The organism is Nostoc sp. (assembly GCF_036917975.1).
Lineage (GTDB): Bacteria > Cyanobacteriota > Cyanobacteriia > Cyanobacteriales > Nostocaceae > Nostoc.
Genome location: NZ_JBALEJ010000059.1, coordinates 95367 through 115960 on the forward strand (window position 1 = coordinate 95367; position 20594 = coordinate 115960).

A 20594-nucleotide genomic window follows, 5' to 3' on the forward strand; every position below is an offset into this window, starting at 1 on the left:
TGGCACTAAGAAAAGTCCAAAGACTTATTGTATCCTCGTTCCCAGCCTGGAGGCTGGGAACGAGTTCCGAGAGGCTCTGCCTCTTGTCAAGCTATGGAGGCGGAGCCTCCGAGAATGGTTTCCCAGCCTGGAGGCTGGGAACCAGTTGGGGCAAGGGCTGTATCTTAACTTAGTGCCATTCCCCCAGTCCCCAGTCCCCAATCCCCAAATATCGAAGTTATGAACGATTTAATTTACGTGGCGGTTATTTTAGTTAGCTTTTTAGGTCTTTTTGGTTTAATTAGAGCGTTTGAGACGCTGTAGGGAATCAATTTGTATGATATTGAACATCTTGCAACTGCTAATCATTATCTTAATTATTGGGTTTGCTTTTGTTATCCCAATCGGCAAATACTTAATTAAGATTTTCACTGATGAGACAGATACGGTATTAGAGCGTTACACCTATCGATTTCTAGGGATAAATCCTGAAGAAAAAATGACTTGGCAACGCTATAGTCAGGCGATTGTAATCTCTAATTTAGTTTTCGTGTTGTTGTTTTATGCAACACTACGACTTCAAGATATTTTGCCTTTCAATCCCGATAAAATTTCTCCAGCACCAACGGCAGATCTGGCGTTTAACACTGCAATTTCTTTTGTTACCAACACTGATTGGCAAAGCTATGGCGGTGAAACAACCCTTTCTTATTTTAATCAAATGGTAATGATTACCTGTTTGATGTTTACCTCATCAGCAACAGGTTTAGCGGCTGGGGTTGCAGTCATCAGGGGATTAAGTCAAAACGGTGTTAACAATCTGGGGAACTTTTGGGTAGATTTGACTAGGGCAATTTATCGATTGTTTCTACCGATTTGTTTTGTGTTGTCGCTAGTCTATGTTTGGCAAGGAGTCCCTCAGACATTAGCTCCGGCTGCGATCGCAACTACTCTGGAAGGTGCTACTCAAACCATTGCTCGTGGCCCTGTTGCTAGTTTAGAGTCGATTAAGCAAATTGGTACAAACGGCGGTGGATTCTTTAACGTGAATTCAGCCCACCCCTTTGAAAATCCAACTGCTTTGACAAATTCCCTAGAGATTATGTCAATGTTGTTAATTGTTCCAGCACTCACCTACACCTTTGGAACAATGGTAAGAGCGCGGCGACAAGGATGGATATTTTTTGGGGTATTCACCGCTTTATTCATCGGATTTTTAGCAATCATCCTGCCGGCTGAACAAATTGGGAATCCGTTGTTAACTGAAGTAGGGGCTGATCAAACTTTATCAGCTTTGCAAAGCGGTGGCAATTTTGAAGGTAAGGAGGTGAGGTTTGGCATTGCTCAAACTAGCTTATTTGTCACTGCTACCACAGCCGCTACTACAGGTAGTGTCAATGCCATGCATGATAGTCTCACACCAATGGGAGGCTTTGCGGCGCTTTCAGAAATGCTGCTAAACGTGGTTTTTGGTGGTAAAGGTGTCGGGCTGATTACCTTAATTATGTACGCTGCTGTAACCGTCTTTCTTGTAGGGTTGATGGTAGGACGTACACCAGAATTTTTGAGCAAAAAAATTGAAGCTAAAGAAGTCAAACTTGTGTCTTTAGCCTTACTAGCTCACCCCTTCACAATTCTAATCGGAATCGGACTGGCACTAGTTTGGCCGAAAGCATTAGACAGTTTAAATAACCCAGATGCTCACGGGTTTACTGAACTTTTATATGCTTTTACATCAGTAACGGCTAATAATGGGTCAGCCTTTGGTGGACTCAATGCGAATACTCCTTTCTACAACTCTGTACTCGGTATAGGGATATTGCTAGGAAGATTTTTAGCTCCTGTATTACCCATGTTAGCTGTTGCTGGCTACTTGGCTGTTAAACCGAGAGTACCAAAAACCACGGGTACGATGTCTACAAATACCGTGTTCTTTGGAGTCCTGTTATTAGCTTCGATATTAATTGTTGGTGGGTTAACATTTTTCCCAGCTTTGGCTCTTGGCCCAATATCAGAACACTTTGAGCTAGCATCTGGCAAATCTTTCTAAATTCAGGAATTATCCCCAATGGCAATTCAATCTCGTTCACCCATAATTAGCTTACTGATACCTGCAATCACTACCGCCCTTTGGTTTATCTTGCTTTGTGGTGTCATCTATCCACTTGCAACTACAGTGGTTGCAAACCTTTTGTTCCCTTACCAAGCCCAAGGTAGCTTAATCACTGTCAATAACAAAGTGATTGGTTCTGAACTCATTGGTCAAAACTTCGCTGCGCCTAAGTACTTCCATCCCCGTCCTAGCGCTACAAACAAGACTGGTGGGACTGATGCTCAACCCTATAATGCTGCTAACAGTGGTGCAACCAATTATGGCCCTACTAATAAGAAATTGATTGATGCAGTCAAAGGTGCAATCACAGCCTACCGCAAAGAAAATGGTTTAGCGGATAACACTCCTGTTCCAATTGATGCAGTAACTAACTCTGCTTCTGGTTTAGATCCTGATATATCCATTGCCAACGCCAACCTCCAAGCATCTCGCGTAGCTAAAGCCCGCAATAAACCTGTAGGAGAAGTGCAAAAACTAATTAGTGACAATACCACAGGACGGCAGTGGGGATTTTTAGGAGAACCCCATGTCAATGTTCTCAAACTGAATTTGGCTTTGGATAAATAGGGACTGGGACTGACGAAATAAAGTTAAATAAGTCGGAAGTACAGTTTTGTGATGGGGATTTAAACCCCAACACAAAACTTGCCGCTTTTTAGAGGCGGGGGACTTAAACCCACGGAATTGGTTAATTAGTTGATTTGGTATAGGACTCATATTTGATTTTTGAAAAAACTCAGTACACCTTTATTCCTTCTTCCCAGTCCCCAGTCCCCATTCCCCAGTCCCTTACCTCTACGAGTGATTCAGAAATCAAATCGGATTGCTATATTATTACCATCTTCCAGTAATAGAATTAATAATGAAGCCTTTGTTAAAGTCTTCAACCATCAAAATAGATAAGCTATAGTAGCAGATTTTACCTGTAAAAAAAAAGAAAAGTCTGTATTCAAAGTAAGCTTGTACTATATAAAACCCTTGTAAGATTTTTATGACTTCCCGGATTCGCTTTTTAATGTGCCCTCCTGACTACTACGATGTAGATTATGTGATTAATCCTTGGATGGAAGGGAATATTCACAAGTCATCGCGCGATCGCGCCGTGGAACAGTGGCAAGGACTACACCAAATCCTCAAACAACACGCCATTGTAGACTTAGTACCACCTGAAAAAGGCTGGCCTGATTTGGTTTTTACTGCCAACGCTGGCTTAGTTCTAGGTGATAATGTCGTTCTCAGCCGCTTTTTGCACAAAGAACGTCAGGGCGAGGAGCCTTTCTTCAAACAATGGTTTGAGGCAAATGGTTATACAGTCAATGAACTACCCAAAGATTTACCCTTTGAGGGAGCAGGAGACGCACTGCTAGATCGGGAAGGACGCTGGTTATGGGCGGGATACGGTTTTCGCTCGGAATTAGATTCTCACCCTTATCTAGCTAAATGGCTGGATATTGAGGTGCTATCGCTGCGATTAATAGACGAACGTTTCTATCACCTGGATACTTGCTTTTGTCCTTTAACAAATGGCTATTTGCTTTACTATCCCGGTGCTTTTGATTCTTACTCCAACCGCTTAATTGAAATACGAGTCGCACCAGAAAAGCTAATCGCAATTGAAGAAGCCGATGCAGTCAACTTCGCTTGTAATACGGTGAATGTGGATAACATCGTCATTATGAACAAGGCGAGTGATGCTTTGAAAACCCGCCTTGCAGATGTAGGTTTCCAAGTGCTGGAAACACCACTGACGGAATTTCTCAAAGCTGGTGGTGCAGCTAAATGCTTAACTCTGCGGGTGACAGAACCAGTTAGAGATGAAATTCATGCCAATGTCTCGGTAGAAAGCCGCGTCATTCGCATGGAAGGACATTTGCTAGATGCTGGCTTAATCAACCGCGCTTTGGATTTGATTATAGATGCCGGGGGAAGTTTCCAAGTCTTAAATTTCAACTTGGGAGAACAACGCCAAAGTACTTCAGCCGCAGAGGTGAAGGTATCAGCACCATCTCATGAGGTGATGGAAGAAATCATCTCAATGTTGATTGATTTGGGTGCTGTAGATTTACCCCATGATGAACGAGATGCCAAACTGGAGCCGGTAATCCAAGATGGTGTTGCGCCTGATGATTTCTACGTCAGTACAATTTATCCCACGGAAGTGCGAATTAATGGTCAGTGGGTGAAGGTAGAAAATCAGCGAATGGATGGCGCGATCGCCATTACTCAATCTCCTACAGGTTTAGTAGCTCGGTGTAAAATTTTACGCGATTTAAAAGTTGGCGAACAGGTAATTGTAGACGTGTTGGGTATCCGCACCATCCGCAAAACTGAATCGCGCGAACTCCGCAGCACCCAAGAATTCAGCTTTATGTCGGCGGGAGTTTCCAGCGAACGGCGCGTGGAATTGGTCGTTGAGCAAGTGGCTTGGGAATTACGTAAAATCCGCGATGCTGGTGGTAAAGTAGTTGTCACGGCTGGACCAGTGGTGATTCATACTGGTGGCGGCGAACACTTGGCGCAACTGGTTCGGGAAGGATATGTACAGGCGTTGCTGGGTGGGAATGCGATCGCAGTTCACGACATCGAGCAAAATATCATGGGCACTTCCTTAGGTGTGGACATGAAACGGGGTGTCGCCGTTCGTGGTGGACACCGCCATCACCTGAAGGTAATTAATAGTATCCGCCGTTATGGCAGCATTCCCAAAGCTGTGGAGGCGGGAGCAATTAAAAGTGGCGTGATGTATGAATGTGTCCACAATAATATACCTTTTGTGCTTGCGGGATCGATTCGGGATGACGGACCTTTGCCTGATACCCAAATGGATTTGATTCAAGCACAGGAGGAATATGCCAAACATTTAGAAGGTGCGGAGATGATTTTGATGTTGTCATCGATGCTGCACTCCATTGGCGTGGGGAATATGACCCCGGCGGGTGTGAAAATGGTATGTGTGGATATTAATCCAGCTGTGGTGACTAAGTTAAGCGATCGCGGTTCTGTAGAATCGGTGGGTGTGGTGACGGATGTGGGATTATTCCTCAGTCTGCTGATTCAGCAGTTGGATAAGTTGACAAGTCCTTATGTGAATAAGGTAGGTTAGGAAAACGAACCGCAGAGGCGCAGAGGGCGCAGAGAAAGGGAGATGACAAGAGTAGCTTTTAGTGAAGAGTTGCAGGTTAATTGGGTCAGTTTAATTGCTGATTTTATGTTGGCGGGGATGGTTTTTGGCCCGCCAATTGCTCCCTTTTTGGCTGCGTCTGGAGTGTCTTTGCTTCCTGGGATTGCGGACATCATTTATTTCATGGGTAATCATGTCTGTCCGCAACCAGATATGGGGTTAGATTTAGCACCACCGTTTATTATGGCTGTGTGTATGCGCTGCTACGGCACTGTCACGGGTTTGCTGATTACTCGTCTGCTGTATGGGATAACTGGTGGTAAGGAATTTTACTGGTTGAGTCAGTATGGCTGGAGTGGTGTGGCTTTAGTAAGTGTGCTGATGATGGCTTATCCTTTGGAATTGGCAGCGCAAGTTTTTGGTTTGTGGAATTTTAATAATTATCTGGTTACGCCTTTTGGGTTAATTACGGGTTTGGCGTGGGGATTGTTTACTATGCCAATCTTGCATGGGTGGCGGGGTGCTAAAACTTAATAGATCCCCATAATTAACAATTAAAAATTAAAAATTAAAAATTAAAGACATTTCAGACGAGGATTTAAACCAATACAGTTCAGTTAAGCTTCTCTTCCTTCTCTTCCTTTGCGTCCTTTGCGTCCTTTGCGGTTGGTTAAAAAAAGAATTTTAGCCTTAACTGAACCGTATTGAGATTTAAACCCCGACTGAAATGGGTGCTAATTACCTGTGCAAAATTAATTGTATATTGGCATTGTCTTAAATGCTTATCACAAGCAATACTGTTCGGTTAAGGCAAGAGACGCGATGAATCGGCGTCTCTACAATAATCAGTCTTTTGTAGAGACGCCGATTTATCGCGTCTTTGAGATTTATAATTTTCATCAAAAAACCTTAACCGAACGGTATTGTTATCACAAGGTCATTCCAGCTTAAATAAATGTTCAATTAGTTTTGCGTTAGTACCTACATATTGATAAGCCTACACTGTACCGGACTTTACAGTGTAGGCAGTTGAAGTTATGTCAGGTTAATTAAAACAAGTCCAAATCTGTTACAGCGCCAATACTGCTAGAAGATACTAATTTGGCATATTTCGCCAACACGCCTTTAGTGTAACGTGGAGCGGGAGGTTGCCAATTGGCACGACGACGGGCCAATTCTTCTTCAGATATATTCAACTGCAATAGACGAGCGGGTGCATCAATAGTAATACTATCGCCTTCTTCTATAAGGGCGATCGCACCACCCACTGCTGCTTCTGGTGCAACATGACCAACCACCATGCCATAAGTACCGCCAGAAAAACGTCCGTCGGTAATTAATCCCACAGCATCACCCAAACCAGCACCGATAATTGCAGAGGTGGGAGCTAACATTTCTCGCATCCCAGGGCCACCCTTAGGCCCTTCGTAGCGGATGACTAGAATATCACCAGGTTGAATTTTACCAGCCAAAATTGCATCTAAAGAAGCTTCTTCTGATTCAAACACTCGTGCAGGCCCGGTAATCACTGGTTTTTTCACCCCAGTAATTTTGGCAACAGCCCCTTCTGTTGCCAAATTACCTCTGAGAACGGCTAAATGTCCTTGGGCATACATTGGGTTATTCCAAGGACGAATCACATCTTGATTGGCAGATGGTTCTGCTGGGATGTCTGCTAATATCTCTGCAATTGTTTGACCAGTGATGGTAAGACTATCACCATGTAATAAATCATGCACAAGTAGCATCTTCATTACTTGGGGAATGCCACCAGCTTTGTGTAAATCTGTGGCGACATATTTACCGCTTGGTTTTAAATCACACAAAACGGGAACACGGCCGCGGATAGTTTCAAAGTCGTCTATGGTTAACTCTACATCGGCGGCGCGGGCGATCGCTAATAAATGCAACACTGCATTGGTCGAACCACCCACCGCCATGACTACAGAAATGGCATTCTCTAGAGATTTGCGGGTGATAATTTGGCGAGGCAAGATTTGTTTGCGGATAGCTTCGACTAATACAAGGGCTGATTTTTCGGTGCTATCGGCTTTTTCAGCATCTTCTGCCGCCATTGTCGAAGAATAGGGCAAACTCATCCCCAAGGCTTCAAATGCTGAAGACATGGTGTTAGCTGTGAACATTCCCCCACAGGAACCAGCGCCAGGACAAGCTCGATTTTCAACTTCTAATAATTCTTTTTCGTCAATTTTTCCAGCACTATATTGACCAACAGCTTCAAAACAACTAACAACAGTTAAATCGCGTCCATTATAGTGACCGGGTTTAATTGTGCCGCCATAAACGAATATTGCCGGGATATTGATCCGCGCGATCGCTAGCATTGCCCCTGGCATATTTTTATCACAACCGCCAATCGCTATCACACCATCCATACTTTGTCCAGTACAGACGGTTTCAATGGAATCGGCAATGACTTCCCGCGACACTAGGGAATATTTCATCCCTTCAGTTCCCATCGAAATCCCATCGCTAATGGTAATTGTGCCAAACACTTGCGGCATCGCCCCGGCAGTTCTAATCCCCACCTCTGCCCTCTGCGCCAGTTGATTGATCCCCATATTACAGGGGGTGATCGTGCTGTAACCGTTGGCAATGCCCACAATGGCTTTATTGAAATCTTCATCTTTAAAACCAACTGCACGCAGCATAGCCCGATTAGGCGATCGCTGCACCCCTTGCGTCACTATTTGGCTTCTCAAATTCTCCGACATTTTTTTTCCTTCCCTGGCATCATCGCTTGTATTGCGATTGTATTATCTGATTTTCTCATGAATAAGAACCCCACTCCTAAGAGCGATCGCTTAGGAGTGGGGTTTAGTGACTTTTACAAAAAGTCTATTAAAGGATAATGTCGCTTGCTACTAGTTGTGATGTGCCTGCAAGCTGAATTTCAAACTCAGCTAGTAGATCCCCATGAGTACTACCTTGCAGAATATCTCCTGAATAACATTCTCAATGACGGAGATATTTTAACCAGGTAGAGTTATCCCAGTCACCGCGATCGCACCGGCGATCGCACTAGCCGCAAGGGAAGTAATCGCTGTCCCAAATATCCACCACGCAGCATTAGCAACGGTTTTTTTAGTTTCTTCGGCTTGCTTTTTAGCTTGCTCTTGAATTACTTTCAAGCGTTTTTGGGTTTCTTGTTGGATGCGTTCGGCTCGGTGCAATACGCCATCCCGCGCTGCTTCTATTTGGTTAATTATGCGGTTAGCATCAGCCTCCGAAATATCTTCACGAGAACTCAATACAGCAACTAAGGTATCACGATCGAATTGACTGAGGCGATCGCGCAATGCTTCAAATCCGGCTTGGGGATCGTCGAAGACTTTCGCAAAGTCTTGTTTAATTCCTTCATAGCTGAGTTCGGAACGATCCAGGGAGTTAAGATAGTTGCGAACTTTGGCAAAAACCCCATCTAGCACTGATTGCACTCTCTGCTGAATCTGTTGGAATTGTTCAACAATAGAACTACGAACAGAATCAATTTGATCCACAATTCGGTTAGCTTCTTCTTCTGAGATATCTTCCCGTTGAGATAATAGCGCCACAATTGTCGAACGGTCAAATTTGGAGGCGCGATCGCTTAAATTCCCAAGTCCAGCGCGGGGAGAAGACAGTAGCAATTGTAAATCGCGTTTGATTCCTTCGGGGTTGAGTTCATCTTTGTTGGTATTACGCAGATATTCTTCCAGATTACCTTCAAAATCTAGAGCTTTTTGAGCAGTACGCTTGGCTAAACGTCGTGGCGCTCTCAGGATATCACCAATGGCATCTTGAGCGCGATCAATTATCTGATTAATCTGCTCTTGGCTCAAGTCTCCTCGTTGACTCACGAGTTTAACCAAGGTTTCTCGATCGACGTGAGACAAGCGATCGCGTAATGCTAATGTACCCGCCTTAGGATCATCGAGTAATTTTTCCAAATCGCCCCTGATCCCTTCTGGATCAAGTTCTTCTAGGTTGGTATTGCGGAGATATTCGGCGATCGCTTTTGTAGTTTTTTCGTACTGTTCTTTCGCTTGTTGCGGTACTTGCAAAATACTATCTCGGACTGATTCGAGCTGATCGAGAGTTTGATTTACCTGTTCTTCGCTCAAATCTTGACGCTGACTGAGCAATTGTACCAATGTATCCCGATCAAATTGTGATAGGCGCGATCGCAACAGGCTAATTCCGGCTTGCGGATCGTCTAGCAAGATTCTAAACTCACGTTTGATAGCTTCGGGATTAAGTTCGTCTTTGTTAGTATTTTGCAGATATTCTTCAACTCTTTGGCGCAGTTCATCGGCTTTCGCCTTTGCTTGTTCTTGCAATTCTCTAGCACGATTCAATAGGTTATCGCGGTTGCGTTCGAGTTGACTAACTATATTATTAGCTTCCTCTTCGCTGATATCTTGACGCTGACTGAGCAATTGTACAAAAGTATCGCGGTCAAATTGCCCAAAGCGATCGCTTAAATCTTCAAATCCAGCTTGTGGATCTTCCAGCAACTTCGCAAAATCTCGCTCAATACCTTCAGGATTGAGTTCTTCTTTCCCCGTTGAACGCAGATAATCTTCGATACGGCTGCGGAAATCTTGCCCTTTTTCGCGCGCTTCGGACTGTTTGACAGTCTCTAAAACTTCCAGGCGATCGCTTTCCATTTGTTCGGAAATTTCTTTCACCCTGGCTTCGCTGATATCACCACGCTGCTTTAGTAAATTGGTGAAATATTCTTGATTAATTTCTTCCAACTCTCGTCTCACAGTTGTCGGATCTGCATTTACGTCATAGATGACTTCTTTAAATTCATCTACTAAGGTAATTCGATTGAAGTGCCAAGGAAACGAATGCAATATGTAGTCTTCGACATCTGCCTTAATCGCATTTTCCAGTGATATTGATAATTTTGCAGATACTTGCTCAGTTGCTTGCTCTCTAAACTTTTTGAGTTGTTCTGTGATTTCATCGACATCGACATCTTGAACTTTTCCTTTCAGCTTTTGCAACTGAGTTGTAATTTTGTTCACATCGATATTAGCAAGATTTACTCGCTCCATAACTGCTGGTGCAGCAGCACTCAAGCCATATCGAATTGCTTGCTTAATTACACCATTGCCATTACCGCCTCCCACTGTAACCAGTTGTTGAAGCCGTTCACCCAATTGCTCAGAATTCAGTTCTTCAGGAGTAGCAGACTTAAGTAAATTGATTACTTGTTCTGTAGGATTTTTGCGATTCAAAGCTTGTTGCCAAGCATCTTGAAATTGGTCAGCAATGCCATTGATATCTTCTTTAGATAAATCTGTACGACTGCTGATTAAATCAACAAAGGTTTGGCGGTTAATATTTTGCAGTAAATCACTATTGGCAACAGATTGTAAATCTGTATCTTTAAGAAGCTGGTCAAATTGAGTGCGTATTTCTTTGATATCCAGCTTTGGTAATTGCAGAGAGCTTAAGGAACTTTGGAGCGTATTTTTAATACCTTCAGAATCAAAACCTGAAGTTAATTCTCGTCGGACTGCGGCTGTAATCTCTTCAGCCGTAGAAACTAACTGTTTTTTTGCAGCATTAGCACCAATACCAGCATTTGCTGTACCCATCAGTGCTTGAAAACCAGAAGTGACAGTATTAGAAATAGAACCAATTAAAGAACCAACCGCCGATGAACCCAACCAAATTACTAGTGAGAAATAGATAGACCAGATGACTACACCAATAATTGCTCCTAAAAATGCACTTTCGATTAAGCTAAGTTTTACTGCTAAAAAACAAGCAATAAATAATGCAATGCTCGCGGTTATTAATGCCCAAGCACCAGCTTTAGCTTGAACTTTACGAATAGTCTTACCCAAACCTTGTGACTCATCGTCAGAATCAGAGTCGATTTCCCAAGATGAAATGCCGACTGCGACTGAAAAGTTTGTGAATAACAATTGAAAGGCAAATGCCATTGAAACCCCAGCGAGCATTGCCACTAAGAATTTAGATCCAGAAAAAAGAACTGATGCTTTTTCGGGAGTTAGTATTTCCTGAGCTAAATTTACAGGCTCTAATCCAAAAGGCAACCAGTTCCATCCCAAAATGGTTAAAACACTTTGAAACATAAGATTTTCTCACTTGCACTCAATTACATACCCATTTAGAAAATGGCTTATTTATCAGCTTAATTATTCAGTTATCGACGCTGACACTTTCTTAGGTAGTAGGTTAGTTCGCCAAAAGTTGTATCTCAAAAGAAGATTTTTTCTTTTACTAAGTAATGCAATTCTAGGAAATTCATGGAAATACAAAATCTTAAAAAAGCAATATTTCGTAACATATTTTTTAAAACAATCTATTGATAACTAGTAGCAATCAATATTTAACTTTTTATACTTGAAAATTATTTAGTCATTTAGATAAAGTCACCTATGCCTAATGATAGAGAGAAAAATTCTTCCAAGCGATTGATGTAAATGGGATATAAAAATGTATTAATGGAGGGTATTACAAGCTATAAAATTTGTAGAATAATTAATTGTTGCTGAGGAGAGAAAATAATGGTTGTAGGTGTTGTACATAAACGTGGTGTAGGTGTATTTTCTAATCGCCGAGATGTTGAGAATGCACTACATGAATTGAAAAAAGTCGGCTTTGACATGAATAGAGTTTCTGTCATTACCCAAGATGGAGACAAAGACGATATTGCTGGGGCTGAAGTGCGCGATCGCGTCGGCGATAAATCGGACGAAGGTGCTAAAGTCGGAGCAGCCACAGGCGGTGCTTTGGGCGGATTAACTGGCTTACTAGTCGGTCTTGGTACTCTGGCAATTCCTGGCATCGGGCCAATTATGTTAGCTGGAGCCGCAGCAACTACTCTAGCTACAACTCTTGCTGGCGTTGGTATTGGTGCAGTAGCGGGTAGTTTGCTTGGTGCATTAATTGGTTTAGGAATTCCCGAAGAACGAGCCAGAGTTTACGACGAACGCGTGAGACGAGGACACTATTTAGTGATCCTTGATGGCACAGATGCAGAAATTCTCAGAGCCGAATCAATTCTAAATCGTCAGGGTGTGGAAGAGTTTGGCATTTACGATAACCCAGATGTGGCAAATGTTGGCACTGATTATGTTACTCCTACACCAGCTTATAGTGGTGTCGCTAAACGTGCGATCGGGATATTTTCACATCGCCGAGATGCAGAAGTAGCAATTACAGAATTACGAGATGCGGGTTTTTCTTTAGATAGAGTCTCGATCATCGCCAAAGATACAAACGGTCATGGGATCGCTGGCGTAGATGTAGACAGAAATGTTGGTACAGGTAATAAAGCAGACGATGGTGCAAAAGCTGGAGCCGCAACAGGTGGAGTCGTCGGCGGTTTGACTGGCTTATTAGTTGGTTTGGGGACTTTAGCAATTCCTGGAATCGGGCCAGTGATTGCAGGTGGTGCAGTAGCAACGGCTTTGGCAACAACATTGGCTGGTGGTGCCATCGGTGCGGCGGCTGGGAGTATTGTTGGTGCGCTCGTTGGCTTGGGAATCCCTGAAGATAGAGCTAGAGTATATAGCGATCGCTTCCAAAGAGGCGACTACTTAGTAATTATCGATGGTACAGAAGCTGAAATCCACCAAGCAGAAGCAATTCTCAAACATCGAGGTATTGAAGAATTTGCTATCTATGATGCCACAGAGATTAGTGAACCTCGCCCAGGTTTTGAACAAGTCACGCATAATAGCGATCGCACCAATTACTCAGCAGAGCCTCATAGAAACGATCCTGCCGTCGTCATTGTTGATCGTCGTGATGAAGTACTTTAACCCAAAGTAGTTGTCACTCAAACTCATTGCCCTAAATTGCAGGATAAAGAAATTGAAAACTTTGCTCCTGACTAAAAAACTTGCTCCTCCTTTGTCCCATAAATATCAACAAATTTCACCTTCAGATTGCGAATTAAACCTATGCAAAAGCTAACCCCCTTCTTAATTAGCACCCTCTTAATGTTTGGTGTTGCCGCTTGTGATAACGCTTCTAAAACAAGTGAATCTGCACCCAATAATCCTAATGAAGCTCCCCAAACACCGACTGCAAAAACCACAGAAGCTTCTCAAAAAGATGCACAAAGTGAAGTTCGCAGAAGACAGCTAAATGAGGATATTCGCGCCCGCGAACAGCGCAATAATACCACTGGTGGGGATACAAAAAGAGCTAAAGGTGACTTAGCAAGTGAAGTTCGCTCCAAGTTGGAGGCTAATATACCCAAAGGTGCACTAACAGTTAATGCCGCAGACGGTGGTGTTGTGACTGTTGCGGGAACTGTCACCACTCAGCAGGAATTGGCTAAAATCGAAACTTTAGCTAAACAAATTAAAGGTGTCAAAACTGTAGTTGTTAAAGCAACTGTTGCCACACCAAAAAGCTAAGAAAGCCAACAACAAATCTAATTGAGTAGGTAGGCATAAATAAAATTAAATACTCTTACTCAGTATTAGTGGTCAGTTATACTTATAACTGACCATTAAGAATTGACAACTGACGACTCGAATAATTATTATTTATTTACGATTAGTCAGTTATACAAACTCTTGTAATTGCCCCAAATAAAAACTATGGCAACTGAACAACAGCAACGAGAATCGATCAATGCTTCATTCTCACCAGGTACACTAGCACTTGAAGGTACTGATACTGCAAACTTGCCAAAGTTACCACCAGCCCGTGAACCTGAATCTCAATGGCAACAAATTAGCAGACAAATTACTCAATTTTTGGAGCAACTGCCCCAATACTTAAGTAGCTTTTTTCAAAACTATAAGCAGCCTCTAATAACTGTTGCTTTAATTTTGGCGGCGATTGTTACAGCCAAGGTAGTACTAGCAGTTTTGGATGCAATCAATGATATTCCACTATTATCACCCCTCTTTGAGTTAGTTGGAATTGGTTACGCCACTTGGTTTATTTCCCGTTATCTACTGAAGGCTTCAACTCGGCAAGAATTGTCCCATGAAATTCAATTCCTGAAGAACCAGTTTGTGGGCGAATAAATTTCCTGAACACTAAACTAGCAGTCTGTCCTAAAAGTTTTGAGAGGTTAGTGGTGTTCAGATCCCCGACTTCGCAGAAGTTGTCGGGGATCTAGCAGCCCAACAACATTAATGGGACAGACTACTAGTAGTCTGTCAAGAACTAATTGACGGGTAAATAAATTTTTCAATTTTTCTTCTTTCTTTCCTTCCTTCTTCCTTAGCGCTCTTTGCGTCCTTCTCTAACGAGACGCTGCGCGTAGCTTGCTTCTCCGTAGGAGTATGCGGTTCGTTTCTTTATCCGTCAAAATTTATTTGACAGACTACTAGTACAACACGGCGTAAATAAACCACCCATTTAAAATCGGCAGAAAGCTTACAAAATAAGTATTCTTTCTTTTTACTTTTGCCTTCTTGTACTAGTACAACACGGTGTAAAGAAACCACCCATTTAAAATAGCCAGAAAGCTTTACAAAATAAGCATTCTTTCTTTTTAGTTAAATATTGATTTTTTTGATACCTCAAAAGATAGAGAACATAACATTATATTTAATTTTAAATCACTTCTAAAGATAGTAGTTCGGAGATAAAAAACAGCCTAATCTAGTTCTTGAAGTTATTTAATAGATTCTTTAACGAGGACATAAATTATGGCTAATGAAGCAGTTAATAAAGGTATAGATTCATCTGATCGGGCTGAAGTAGATACTTACGATCGCGGTATTATTCCAGCAGAAACAGCCGCTCGTATAGAAAGAGAAGGAAATAAGTATAAAACACTCCCCACAGAAGAAGGGGAAGCAGATGCCTCCACCGATGACCAAACCGATCCAGAAAGTATACGCACCACTGATGGCTATACTGTGGACAAAGAAGGTTTGTTGAACAACTATGCAGTTGAACCGGAAATTTACTACGAACAGCCAGGCGATGCACGCCAACAAGCAGCAGAAGAGAGAGCAGAACGTATTCAAGAACTCGGAGAAATTAATCAGGACGAAGAAGGCAAGTTAACAGAAAATAATGACAATCGGGGTAGAGGGCCAGGAGTAATTTAATTAGGGAACTCCAAGAAATAAATTATCCAATATTGTGGGGTGAGCATATTGCCGTCATATTGACTGGGCGGGCGAGACGCCCACCCCACAATAATCAATTGGATATTTGTTTATTTGTCAGTCCTTTATGTATTAGCTCAACTTACTACTTTATGGGCAATTACAAATAAATAATCTCCGTGATTGTTTTCATATTTATTGACAATATCAGTGATGCGTCCTGTATTAATATCTGCTGCTAGCCTTTGACACCCGGCGGCGATTTCATCCGCAGAAGCTAGCAAAGCAAACGTCGAAATTCCAGAGCGGACATTTTTATCTAAATATATTTCAGGACGATATTTACCACTATATAAAAATAGGTCTTGTAAGTTTTCTGAAATAGAATAAGGTTTGATATCTACTGAATTAAAACCTGCCTCATTGAGAGCAAATCTGATATTTTCTAAACTTGGCATCTGTTCAGCAGATTTATATATAGCCTCTGGAAAATATTCGACTAACCAATATTGGCTCATTTGCTCTGGTGTAGCAGTAAACAATACCAAATTGCCACCCATCAACACACGGTAAATCTCCTGAAAAACAGGGGTTAATGCAGCAAAATGATGTATTGCTAGAGTGCATAGCACACCTGAAAAAATCCCATTAGCATAAGGTAAAGCTTCAGCTTCGGCAACTTGCCAAGCTACAAAATTACTCTTATTCTTAGCAGCATCAATCATCTGCTTTGACTGGTCTATGCCATGCCAAATACCACCATGTTTTGCTAAAGCTAGCGTGTAATTTCCGGTGCCACATCCCACATCGAGATATGATGAATTTGATTTGATTTCGAGGTGAACAGCTAATCGGACAGCAATGTCAGGGTCAGCCCGACGAGTCAAATCATAGCCTTTGCCAATTTGCTCGTAAATAGCCATTTGTTTAAGTTTTTTACTAATTTTTCAAACAGTATAATATAACTGTGGAGTAATTTTAGCACTTGATAATCAAAGATAAATAAATTGCTTTCCTCACAAGTTCCTCAAATTCTTTTGCTATAAAGATAAATATGAGGCGAAAACATTTAATAAAACAGGAGTCAGAATACAGAATTCATACTGTTAGCGCATAGCTAAGGTTTAGCCCATTCTGACCGGAGCTTCAGAGTCTCCGGCTCCGCTCCTGAGTTCTGAATTCTTCTTATAAATCAATACGGTTCAGTTAAGGATAATCGTAGGTTGGGTGGAACGAAGTGAAACCCAACAAACCCGCGAAAATGTTGGGTTTCGTTCCTCCACCCAACCTACGCATCTGAGGGGTTTTTGGCGCTAACTGAACCGTATTGGCTTAAAACCGTACAACTCTTAGAGACGCTACCGCGAACGTCCCGCTACGCGCTTTCGCCCCTGGTGGGCGAAAAAAATTAAAATATTCTCACCTTAAAACTCTATCCCTTTATGGGTACAGTATTCACCAATTCTGTATTCTGACTCCTGGTTTATTTACGGGGTGTTGTATTATTAAATCGATAACCTCTGTGAGTCAAATTTCCACAATCTATCTTTAACTGCACGGTATTGGGATAAAATTGATTGATCGCTTTTTCAGTAAGAAAGAAAAAGTCCACTACCCAAAATTTAGAGTTGAGAGCGAAAAGTGGATCTATGAAAGAAGATGCTATGGAGATCGCTAGTTTTCACGCTCATGTTTACTTTGATACTGCGAGTCAGGATGTAGCTGCGCGTGTACGTGAAGGATTGGGCGCTAGGTTTGATGTGCAACTCGGACGCTGGTTTGACCACCCCATCGGGCCTCACCCACAAGGGATGTATCAAGTTGCTTTCTTACCGAATCAATTCGATCGAGTCGTTCCTTGGTTAATGCTCAATCGTGAGGGATTGGATATTCTAGTCCACCCAAATACAGGCGATGCTGTCTCAGATCATACGGAGCATTCTTTATGGTTAGGAAAAAAGCTAGATTTGAATACCGAGTTTCTTCGACAGGTTAGTTCAACTTCATCTAATTAAGGGAACTAACCTACTTTATTGAGTAAAAGTTCTGGACTCAGGCGTGAAACTTTTTCTATTGTGACTAACAAAGTCTAATTTCCTGATAAATATAAGTTTCAGCCTATACTTAGGAATAAGAATTAAATAACATACAATTTATGTTAACTGGTTTACCTCACCCTCAATCCCTCTCCTTTATAAAAAGAGGGAAGCTACAGACAGGATGAAGTTTTCCATCTTATTTAATCCACGTTTCTTAAGTTAAGTCTAGCGGAAAATGACTCCTCTTGTAGAGATCGCAAGAGGAGTCATTTTCTAATATATATGTAGTATTGTAGCGTTCTGCATACGCAATAAATAGTTATTCTTGCCTACTTACTTGCTTGAGTAAAGCTATCCACATATCAGATGGATCGGAATAGTAATCAATTTCTTCAACTTGATATTGATAAGATTCACAACCTTCTCGTAAGATAATGCGATCGCAGGGTTTGATGCCTGTCCCTACTCCAGTCATGTAGCCGATTATTCCTTCATTGAGGCGCTCAAATACGTAGTCGCTTCCCCAAATTTGTTGACTGTAATCGTGTATTTTATTCTTCTGTTTTAATTTTGTTGCTGAAGAGATAACCAAAGATAATTTATTTAAAAAACTAAAACTTAAGTTCATACCTATCCTAATTGAAGAGAAGGCACTTAATAAAAATTAAAAAATAGAACTGATAATTTATTAAAGCTAACTTCCTTAAAGTTACGGTAATTTTAACCGTAAATTCAACTGTAAAACCACCTAATTATTAGATAAAGTTTTGTGAGATATGAGTGTTTCTTACTTAAAAATATTATAAAATTTTTGTATCTTGAAAATGTCGTTTATGTATATTTTTTAATATAAATAATATTTAGTATCTACTTATGGGTTTTTAGGGCTACATCTACCTGCTTCAGTAATACTTCTAGGGTGGAGGAGTTATCTAAAACGACATCTGCATGAGCCACTTTTTCTTCGATAGATAATTGGCTGTTAATTCTAGCTTGTGCCTGCTCTCTATTTAAATGGTTGCGCTGTATCAATCTTTGTAGTTGTTGCTCTTGAGAACAACGCACTACCCAGATTTCTGTAACTAAATTAGTCATCCCAGCTTCAAATAATAGAGGCACTACTAACACCAATATTTGTGAGGAAGACTGAGAAATTGCTTTGAGGAAGCGATCGCGCACGTCAGGGTGAATCAAATTGTCTATCCAGTTGCGTTCATCTTGACGATTAAAGATAATTTCGCCTAGCTTTTGGCGGTTGAGGCTGCCATCGGGTAGTAAAATTTGTTCGCCGTAACGCCCGGCGATCGCACCCAGAATCGGCGAACCTAAAGATACTGCCTCTCTAGCATAAATATCTGCATCCAAAATTGGCAGATTATAAACGCTAGCTAAATAATTGGTGACAGTGGTTTTGCCTGTGGCAATACCTCCAGTTAAGCCGATTATACGTTTAGGCATTGGGCATTGGGGATTAGGGATTAGGGATTGGGGATTAGGGATTAGGGATTGGGGATTAGGGACTGGGGATTGAGGATTGGGGATTAGGGATTGGGAAGAGACTTCTTCAATAATTCTCCCTTGTCCTTGATTCCCAGTACCCATTACCCATTACCCAGTCCCCAATCCCCATTACCCAGTCCCCAGTCCCCATTCCTCAATCCCTCATCTAAGAATTTGTCGCCCATAGAATCAGTGCTTGGGTTAAACCATCTAAAGTATATTCTTCAGCTTCTACATCCACACGTCCGAATAAAGTATGGCAAGTTTTGGAGGTTTGGGGGCCGATAGAGGCAATACAAACGCCCTCTAAGAGTTGGCTAGGATCAGAGTTGTGGGAAAATATATTGTTAGTAAGTTGACAGAAAAATTGCACAGTTTTAGAACTGGCAAAGGTAATTACGTCTACCTTGCGGTTTTGCAAAGCTAATTCTGCCGCACGTGGAATACTACTAGGACAACAAGATTGATATGCAGCAACTTCTATTACCTTTGCTCCCTTGATAGTTAATTCCTTAACTAAAACTTCCCTTCCACCGCTTTCAACTCTGGGAAATAAAAGCGTTTTACCATCCAGTTGCTCTGGGAAATTTTCTACTAAAGAATCGGCAACAAAATTGGGGGGAATAAAATCTGCTTGCAGAGAGCGTTGTTTGAGACTTTGGGCTGTTTTCTCACCAACAACGGCAATTTTGATGCCTGCTAAGGCACGGGTATCTTTACCTTGAGCATTTAGCCTTTCAAAAAAGTAGTCTATGCCATTGGTAGAAGTGAGAATTAACCAATCGAAGTCAGATAAATGAGCGATCGCACGATCCAAAGCTTCCCAGCTGGAAGGCGGGCCGATTTCTAAGGTAGGCATTTCGATGACTGTTGCACCTAATGCGATGAGGCGATCGCTAAATTGACTCGACTGACTAACTGAACGTGTCACTAAGATTATTTTACCAGTAAGGGGAGATCGGGAGAAGTTGCTTGACATAGCAGAGGGGCTAAAAGTTTTGGCTGTAGTCGAATCCTGATAATCTATTTTCTCAGGTTGTAAGTACTTGCGTAGCCCAACAACTTCGCCAATCACAATTACCGCCGGAGAAAGTGATAATCCGGTAGTTTGTTCCCAAATATTGCCTAGTTGCGCTGTCCAAATTTGTTGATTAGGAGTTCCCGCCCAACGGATGATGGCAATGGGTGTTAAGTGCGATCGCCCGTGTCGCATCAGTTGATCTACAATCTCTGCTAGATGCTGCCCTCCCATCAAAATTACCAGTGTCTCTAACTGTGAGAGCGCCTCCCAGTTTAAAACCTCTGGTTCGTGCGCTGTCAATACTGCAAAAGCGCGGCTTAAAACCGGATCTGTCAGGGGAATTCCTGCTAACAAAGGTGCTGCAAGGGCTGAGGAAATTCCTGGTATCAGTTCAAAATCACAATCGGATGCTTTCAACGCTTCAATTTCAGAAGTGCAACGCCCAAAAATCAACGGATCGCCTGATTTCAGCCTTACAACTTGTTTACCTTGCTGACAGTGCGTTACAAGTAATTTGTTAATCTCTGCCTGGCTTGTACTGGGTTTACCACCGCGTTTGCCGACATCCAACTTAAGGCAATCATCTGGTACGCACTGCAATAATTGAGCATCTACTAAAGCATCGTAAACTAACACCTGAGCAGCAGCTAAAAGATTGTAAGCTTTTACTGTCAGGTATGCCACATCTCCAGGCCCAGCACCTACAAGATAGACTTTCCCCCTTTCTTGATTCACGATCATTTGTCAT

Annotated in this window: 16 protein-coding genes; 10 read left to right on the plus strand and 6 right to left on the minus strand. The window is 42.0% G+C overall.

All coding sequences use genetic code 11. From position 1 onward, the window contains the following. Positions 1-316: 316 nt before the first annotated feature. From kdpA to V7K76_RS24265, 5 genes are all read left to right on the plus strand, one after another. Positions 317-2029: a potassium-transporting ATPase subunit KdpA gene (gene kdpA, locus V7K76_RS24245; protein ID WP_334778079.1), complete on the plus strand. Its 1713-nt coding sequence runs from the start codon at positions 317-319 to the stop codon at positions 2027-2029. A gap of 18 nt (positions 2030-2047) precedes the next feature. Beyond that, positions 2048-2659 carry a K(+)-transporting ATPase subunit C gene (gene kdpC / locus V7K76_RS24250; RefSeq protein ID WP_334778078.1) on the plus strand — a complete coding sequence of 204 codons (612 nt, stop codon included), beginning with the start codon at positions 2048-2050 and terminating at the stop codon, positions 2657-2659. Between the two features lie 424 nt (positions 2660-3083). Further along, entirely contained in the window at positions 3084-5195 is a 2112-nt protein-coding gene (argZ, locus tag V7K76_RS24255) for a bifunctional arginine dihydrolase/ornithine cyclodeaminase (protein WP_334778077.1), read from the plus strand. Positions 5196-5237: 42 nt separating this feature from the next. Further along, on the plus strand, positions 5238-5747 hold the full coding sequence (locus V7K76_RS24260; protein WP_334778076.1) for a DUF2085 domain-containing protein: 510 nt from the start codon (positions 5238-5240) through the stop codon (positions 5745-5747). Positions 5748-6035: 288 nt separating this feature from the next. Continuing rightward, positions 6036-6164 carry a hypothetical protein gene (locus V7K76_RS24265; RefSeq protein ID WP_334951281.1) on the plus strand — a complete coding sequence of 43 codons (129 nt, stop codon included), beginning with the start codon at positions 6036-6038 and terminating at the stop codon, positions 6162-6164. A 98-nt stretch (positions 6165-6262) separates the two neighbouring features. Here V7K76_RS24265 and ilvD read toward each other — a convergent pair whose 3' ends face one another. Continuing rightward, positions 6263-7948 carry a dihydroxy-acid dehydratase gene (ilvD, locus tag V7K76_RS24270; protein WP_334778075.1) on the minus strand — a complete coding sequence of 562 codons (1686 nt, stop codon included), beginning with the start codon at positions 7946-7948 and terminating at the stop codon, positions 6263-6265. 258 nt (positions 7949-8206) lie between these two features. Continuing rightward, on the minus strand, positions 8207-11329 hold the full coding sequence (locus V7K76_RS24275) for an MFS transporter (protein WP_334778074.1): 3123 nt from the start codon (positions 11327-11329) through the stop codon (positions 8207-8209). 435 nt (positions 11330-11764) lie between these two features. Here V7K76_RS24275 and V7K76_RS24280 point away from each other — a divergent pair, with 435 nt between their 5' ends. From V7K76_RS24280 to V7K76_RS24295, 4 genes are all read left to right on the plus strand, one after another. Then, positions 11765-13024 carry a histidine kinase gene (locus V7K76_RS24280; RefSeq protein WP_334778073.1) on the plus strand — a complete coding sequence of 420 codons (1260 nt, stop codon included), beginning with the start codon at positions 11765-11767 and terminating at the stop codon, positions 13022-13024. Positions 13025-13165: 141 nt separating this feature from the next. After that, the gene (locus tag V7K76_RS24285; RefSeq protein ID WP_334778072.1) at positions 13166-13627 is read left to right on the plus strand and encodes a BON domain-containing protein; all 462 of its coding nucleotides are present in this window, start codon (positions 13166-13168) and stop codon (positions 13625-13627) included. A gap of 186 nt (positions 13628-13813) precedes the next feature. Further along, on the plus strand, positions 13814-14248 hold the full coding sequence (locus tag V7K76_RS24290; RefSeq protein ID WP_334778071.1) for a CAAD domain-containing protein: 435 nt from the start codon (positions 13814-13816) through the stop codon (positions 14246-14248). Between the two features lie 630 nt (positions 14249-14878). Next, positions 14879-15286 carry a hypothetical protein gene (locus V7K76_RS24295; RefSeq protein ID WP_334778070.1) on the plus strand — a complete coding sequence of 136 codons (408 nt, stop codon included), beginning with the start codon at positions 14879-14881 and terminating at the stop codon, positions 15284-15286. 137 nt (positions 15287-15423) lie between these two features. Here V7K76_RS24295 and V7K76_RS24300 read toward each other — a convergent pair whose 3' ends face one another. Next, positions 15424-16209, minus strand: coding sequence for a class I SAM-dependent methyltransferase (locus tag V7K76_RS24300; protein ID WP_334778069.1), 786 nt, complete (start codon positions 16207-16209; stop codon positions 15424-15426). A gap of 726 nt (positions 16210-16935) precedes the next feature. On the opposite strand from V7K76_RS24300, the gene V7K76_RS24305 reads away from it, so the two are divergent. Next, positions 16936-17301: a DOPA 4,5-dioxygenase family protein gene (locus tag V7K76_RS24305; RefSeq protein ID WP_334778068.1), complete on the plus strand. Its 366-nt coding sequence runs from the start codon at positions 16936-16938 to the stop codon at positions 17299-17301. Between the two features lie 343 nt (positions 17302-17644). On the opposite strand, the gene V7K76_RS24310 is transcribed toward V7K76_RS24305, so the two are convergent. The 3 genes from V7K76_RS24310 to cobA form a co-directional block, all read right to left on the minus strand. After that, complete coding sequence (locus V7K76_RS24310) at positions 17645-17953, minus strand: hypothetical protein (RefSeq protein ID WP_335030107.1); 309 nt, start codon at positions 17951-17953, stop codon at positions 17645-17647. 239 nt (positions 17954-18192) lie between these two features. Then, on the minus strand, positions 18193-18783 hold the full coding sequence (gene coaE, locus V7K76_RS24315; protein ID WP_334778066.1) for a dephospho-CoA kinase: 591 nt from the start codon (positions 18781-18783) through the stop codon (positions 18193-18195). A 208-nt stretch (positions 18784-18991) separates the two neighbouring features. Then, complete coding sequence (cobA, locus tag V7K76_RS24320; RefSeq protein ID WP_442936185.1) at positions 18992-20587, minus strand: uroporphyrinogen-III C-methyltransferase; 1596 nt, start codon at positions 20585-20587, stop codon at positions 18992-18994. Positions 20588-20594 lie beyond the last annotated feature (7 nt).

What these genes read in the sequence shown, in the direction of transcription:
- kdpA (WP_334778079.1), top strand. Translation starts at nt 317, where the DNA reads ATGATATTGAACATCTTGCAACTGCTAATCATTATCTTAATTATTGGG.
- kdpC (WP_334778078.1), top strand. Translation starts at nt 2,048, where the DNA reads ATGGCAATTCAATCTCGTTCACCCATAATTAGCTTACTGATACCTGCA.
- argZ (WP_334778077.1), top strand. Translation starts at nt 3,084, where the DNA reads ATGACTTCCCGGATTCGCTTTTTAATGTGCCCTCCTGACTACTACGAT.
- V7K76_RS24260 (WP_334778076.1), top strand. Translation starts at nt 5,238, where the DNA reads ATGACAAGAGTAGCTTTTAGTGAAGAGTTGCAGGTTAATTGGGTCAGT.
- V7K76_RS24265 (WP_334951281.1), top strand. Translation starts at nt 6,036, where the DNA reads ATGAATCGGCGTCTCTACAATAATCAGTCTTTTGTAGAGACGCCGATT.
- ilvD (WP_334778075.1), bottom strand. Translation starts at nt 7,948, where the DNA reads ATGTCGGAGAATTTGAGAAGCCAAATAGTGACGCAAGGGGTGCAGCGA.
- V7K76_RS24275 (WP_334778074.1), bottom strand. Translation starts at nt 11,329, where the DNA reads ATGTTTCAAAGTGTTTTAACCATTTTGGGATGGAACTGGTTGCCTTTT.
- V7K76_RS24280 (WP_334778073.1), top strand. Translation starts at nt 11,765, where the DNA reads ATGGTTGTAGGTGTTGTACATAAACGTGGTGTAGGTGTATTTTCTAAT.
- V7K76_RS24285 (WP_334778072.1), top strand. Translation starts at nt 13,166, where the DNA reads ATGCAAAAGCTAACCCCCTTCTTAATTAGCACCCTCTTAATGTTTGGT.
- V7K76_RS24290 (WP_334778071.1), top strand. Translation starts at nt 13,814, where the DNA reads ATGGCAACTGAACAACAGCAACGAGAATCGATCAATGCTTCATTCTCA.
- V7K76_RS24295 (WP_334778070.1), top strand. Translation starts at nt 14,879, where the DNA reads ATGGCTAATGAAGCAGTTAATAAAGGTATAGATTCATCTGATCGGGCT.
- V7K76_RS24300 (WP_334778069.1), bottom strand. Translation starts at nt 16,209, where the DNA reads ATGGCTATTTACGAGCAAATTGGCAAAGGCTATGATTTGACTCGTCGG.
- V7K76_RS24305 (WP_334778068.1), top strand. Translation starts at nt 16,936, where the DNA reads ATGAAAGAAGATGCTATGGAGATCGCTAGTTTTCACGCTCATGTTTAC.
- V7K76_RS24310 (WP_335030107.1), bottom strand. Translation starts at nt 17,953, where the DNA reads ATGAACTTAAGTTTTAGTTTTTTAAATAAATTATCTTTGGTTATCTCT.
- coaE (WP_334778066.1), bottom strand. Translation starts at nt 18,783, where the DNA reads ATGCCTAAACGTATAATCGGCTTAACTGGAGGTATTGCCACAGGCAAA.
- cobA (WP_442936185.1), bottom strand. Translation starts at nt 20,587, where the DNA reads ATGATCGTGAATCAAGAAAGGGGGAAAGTCTATCTTGTAGGTGCTGGG.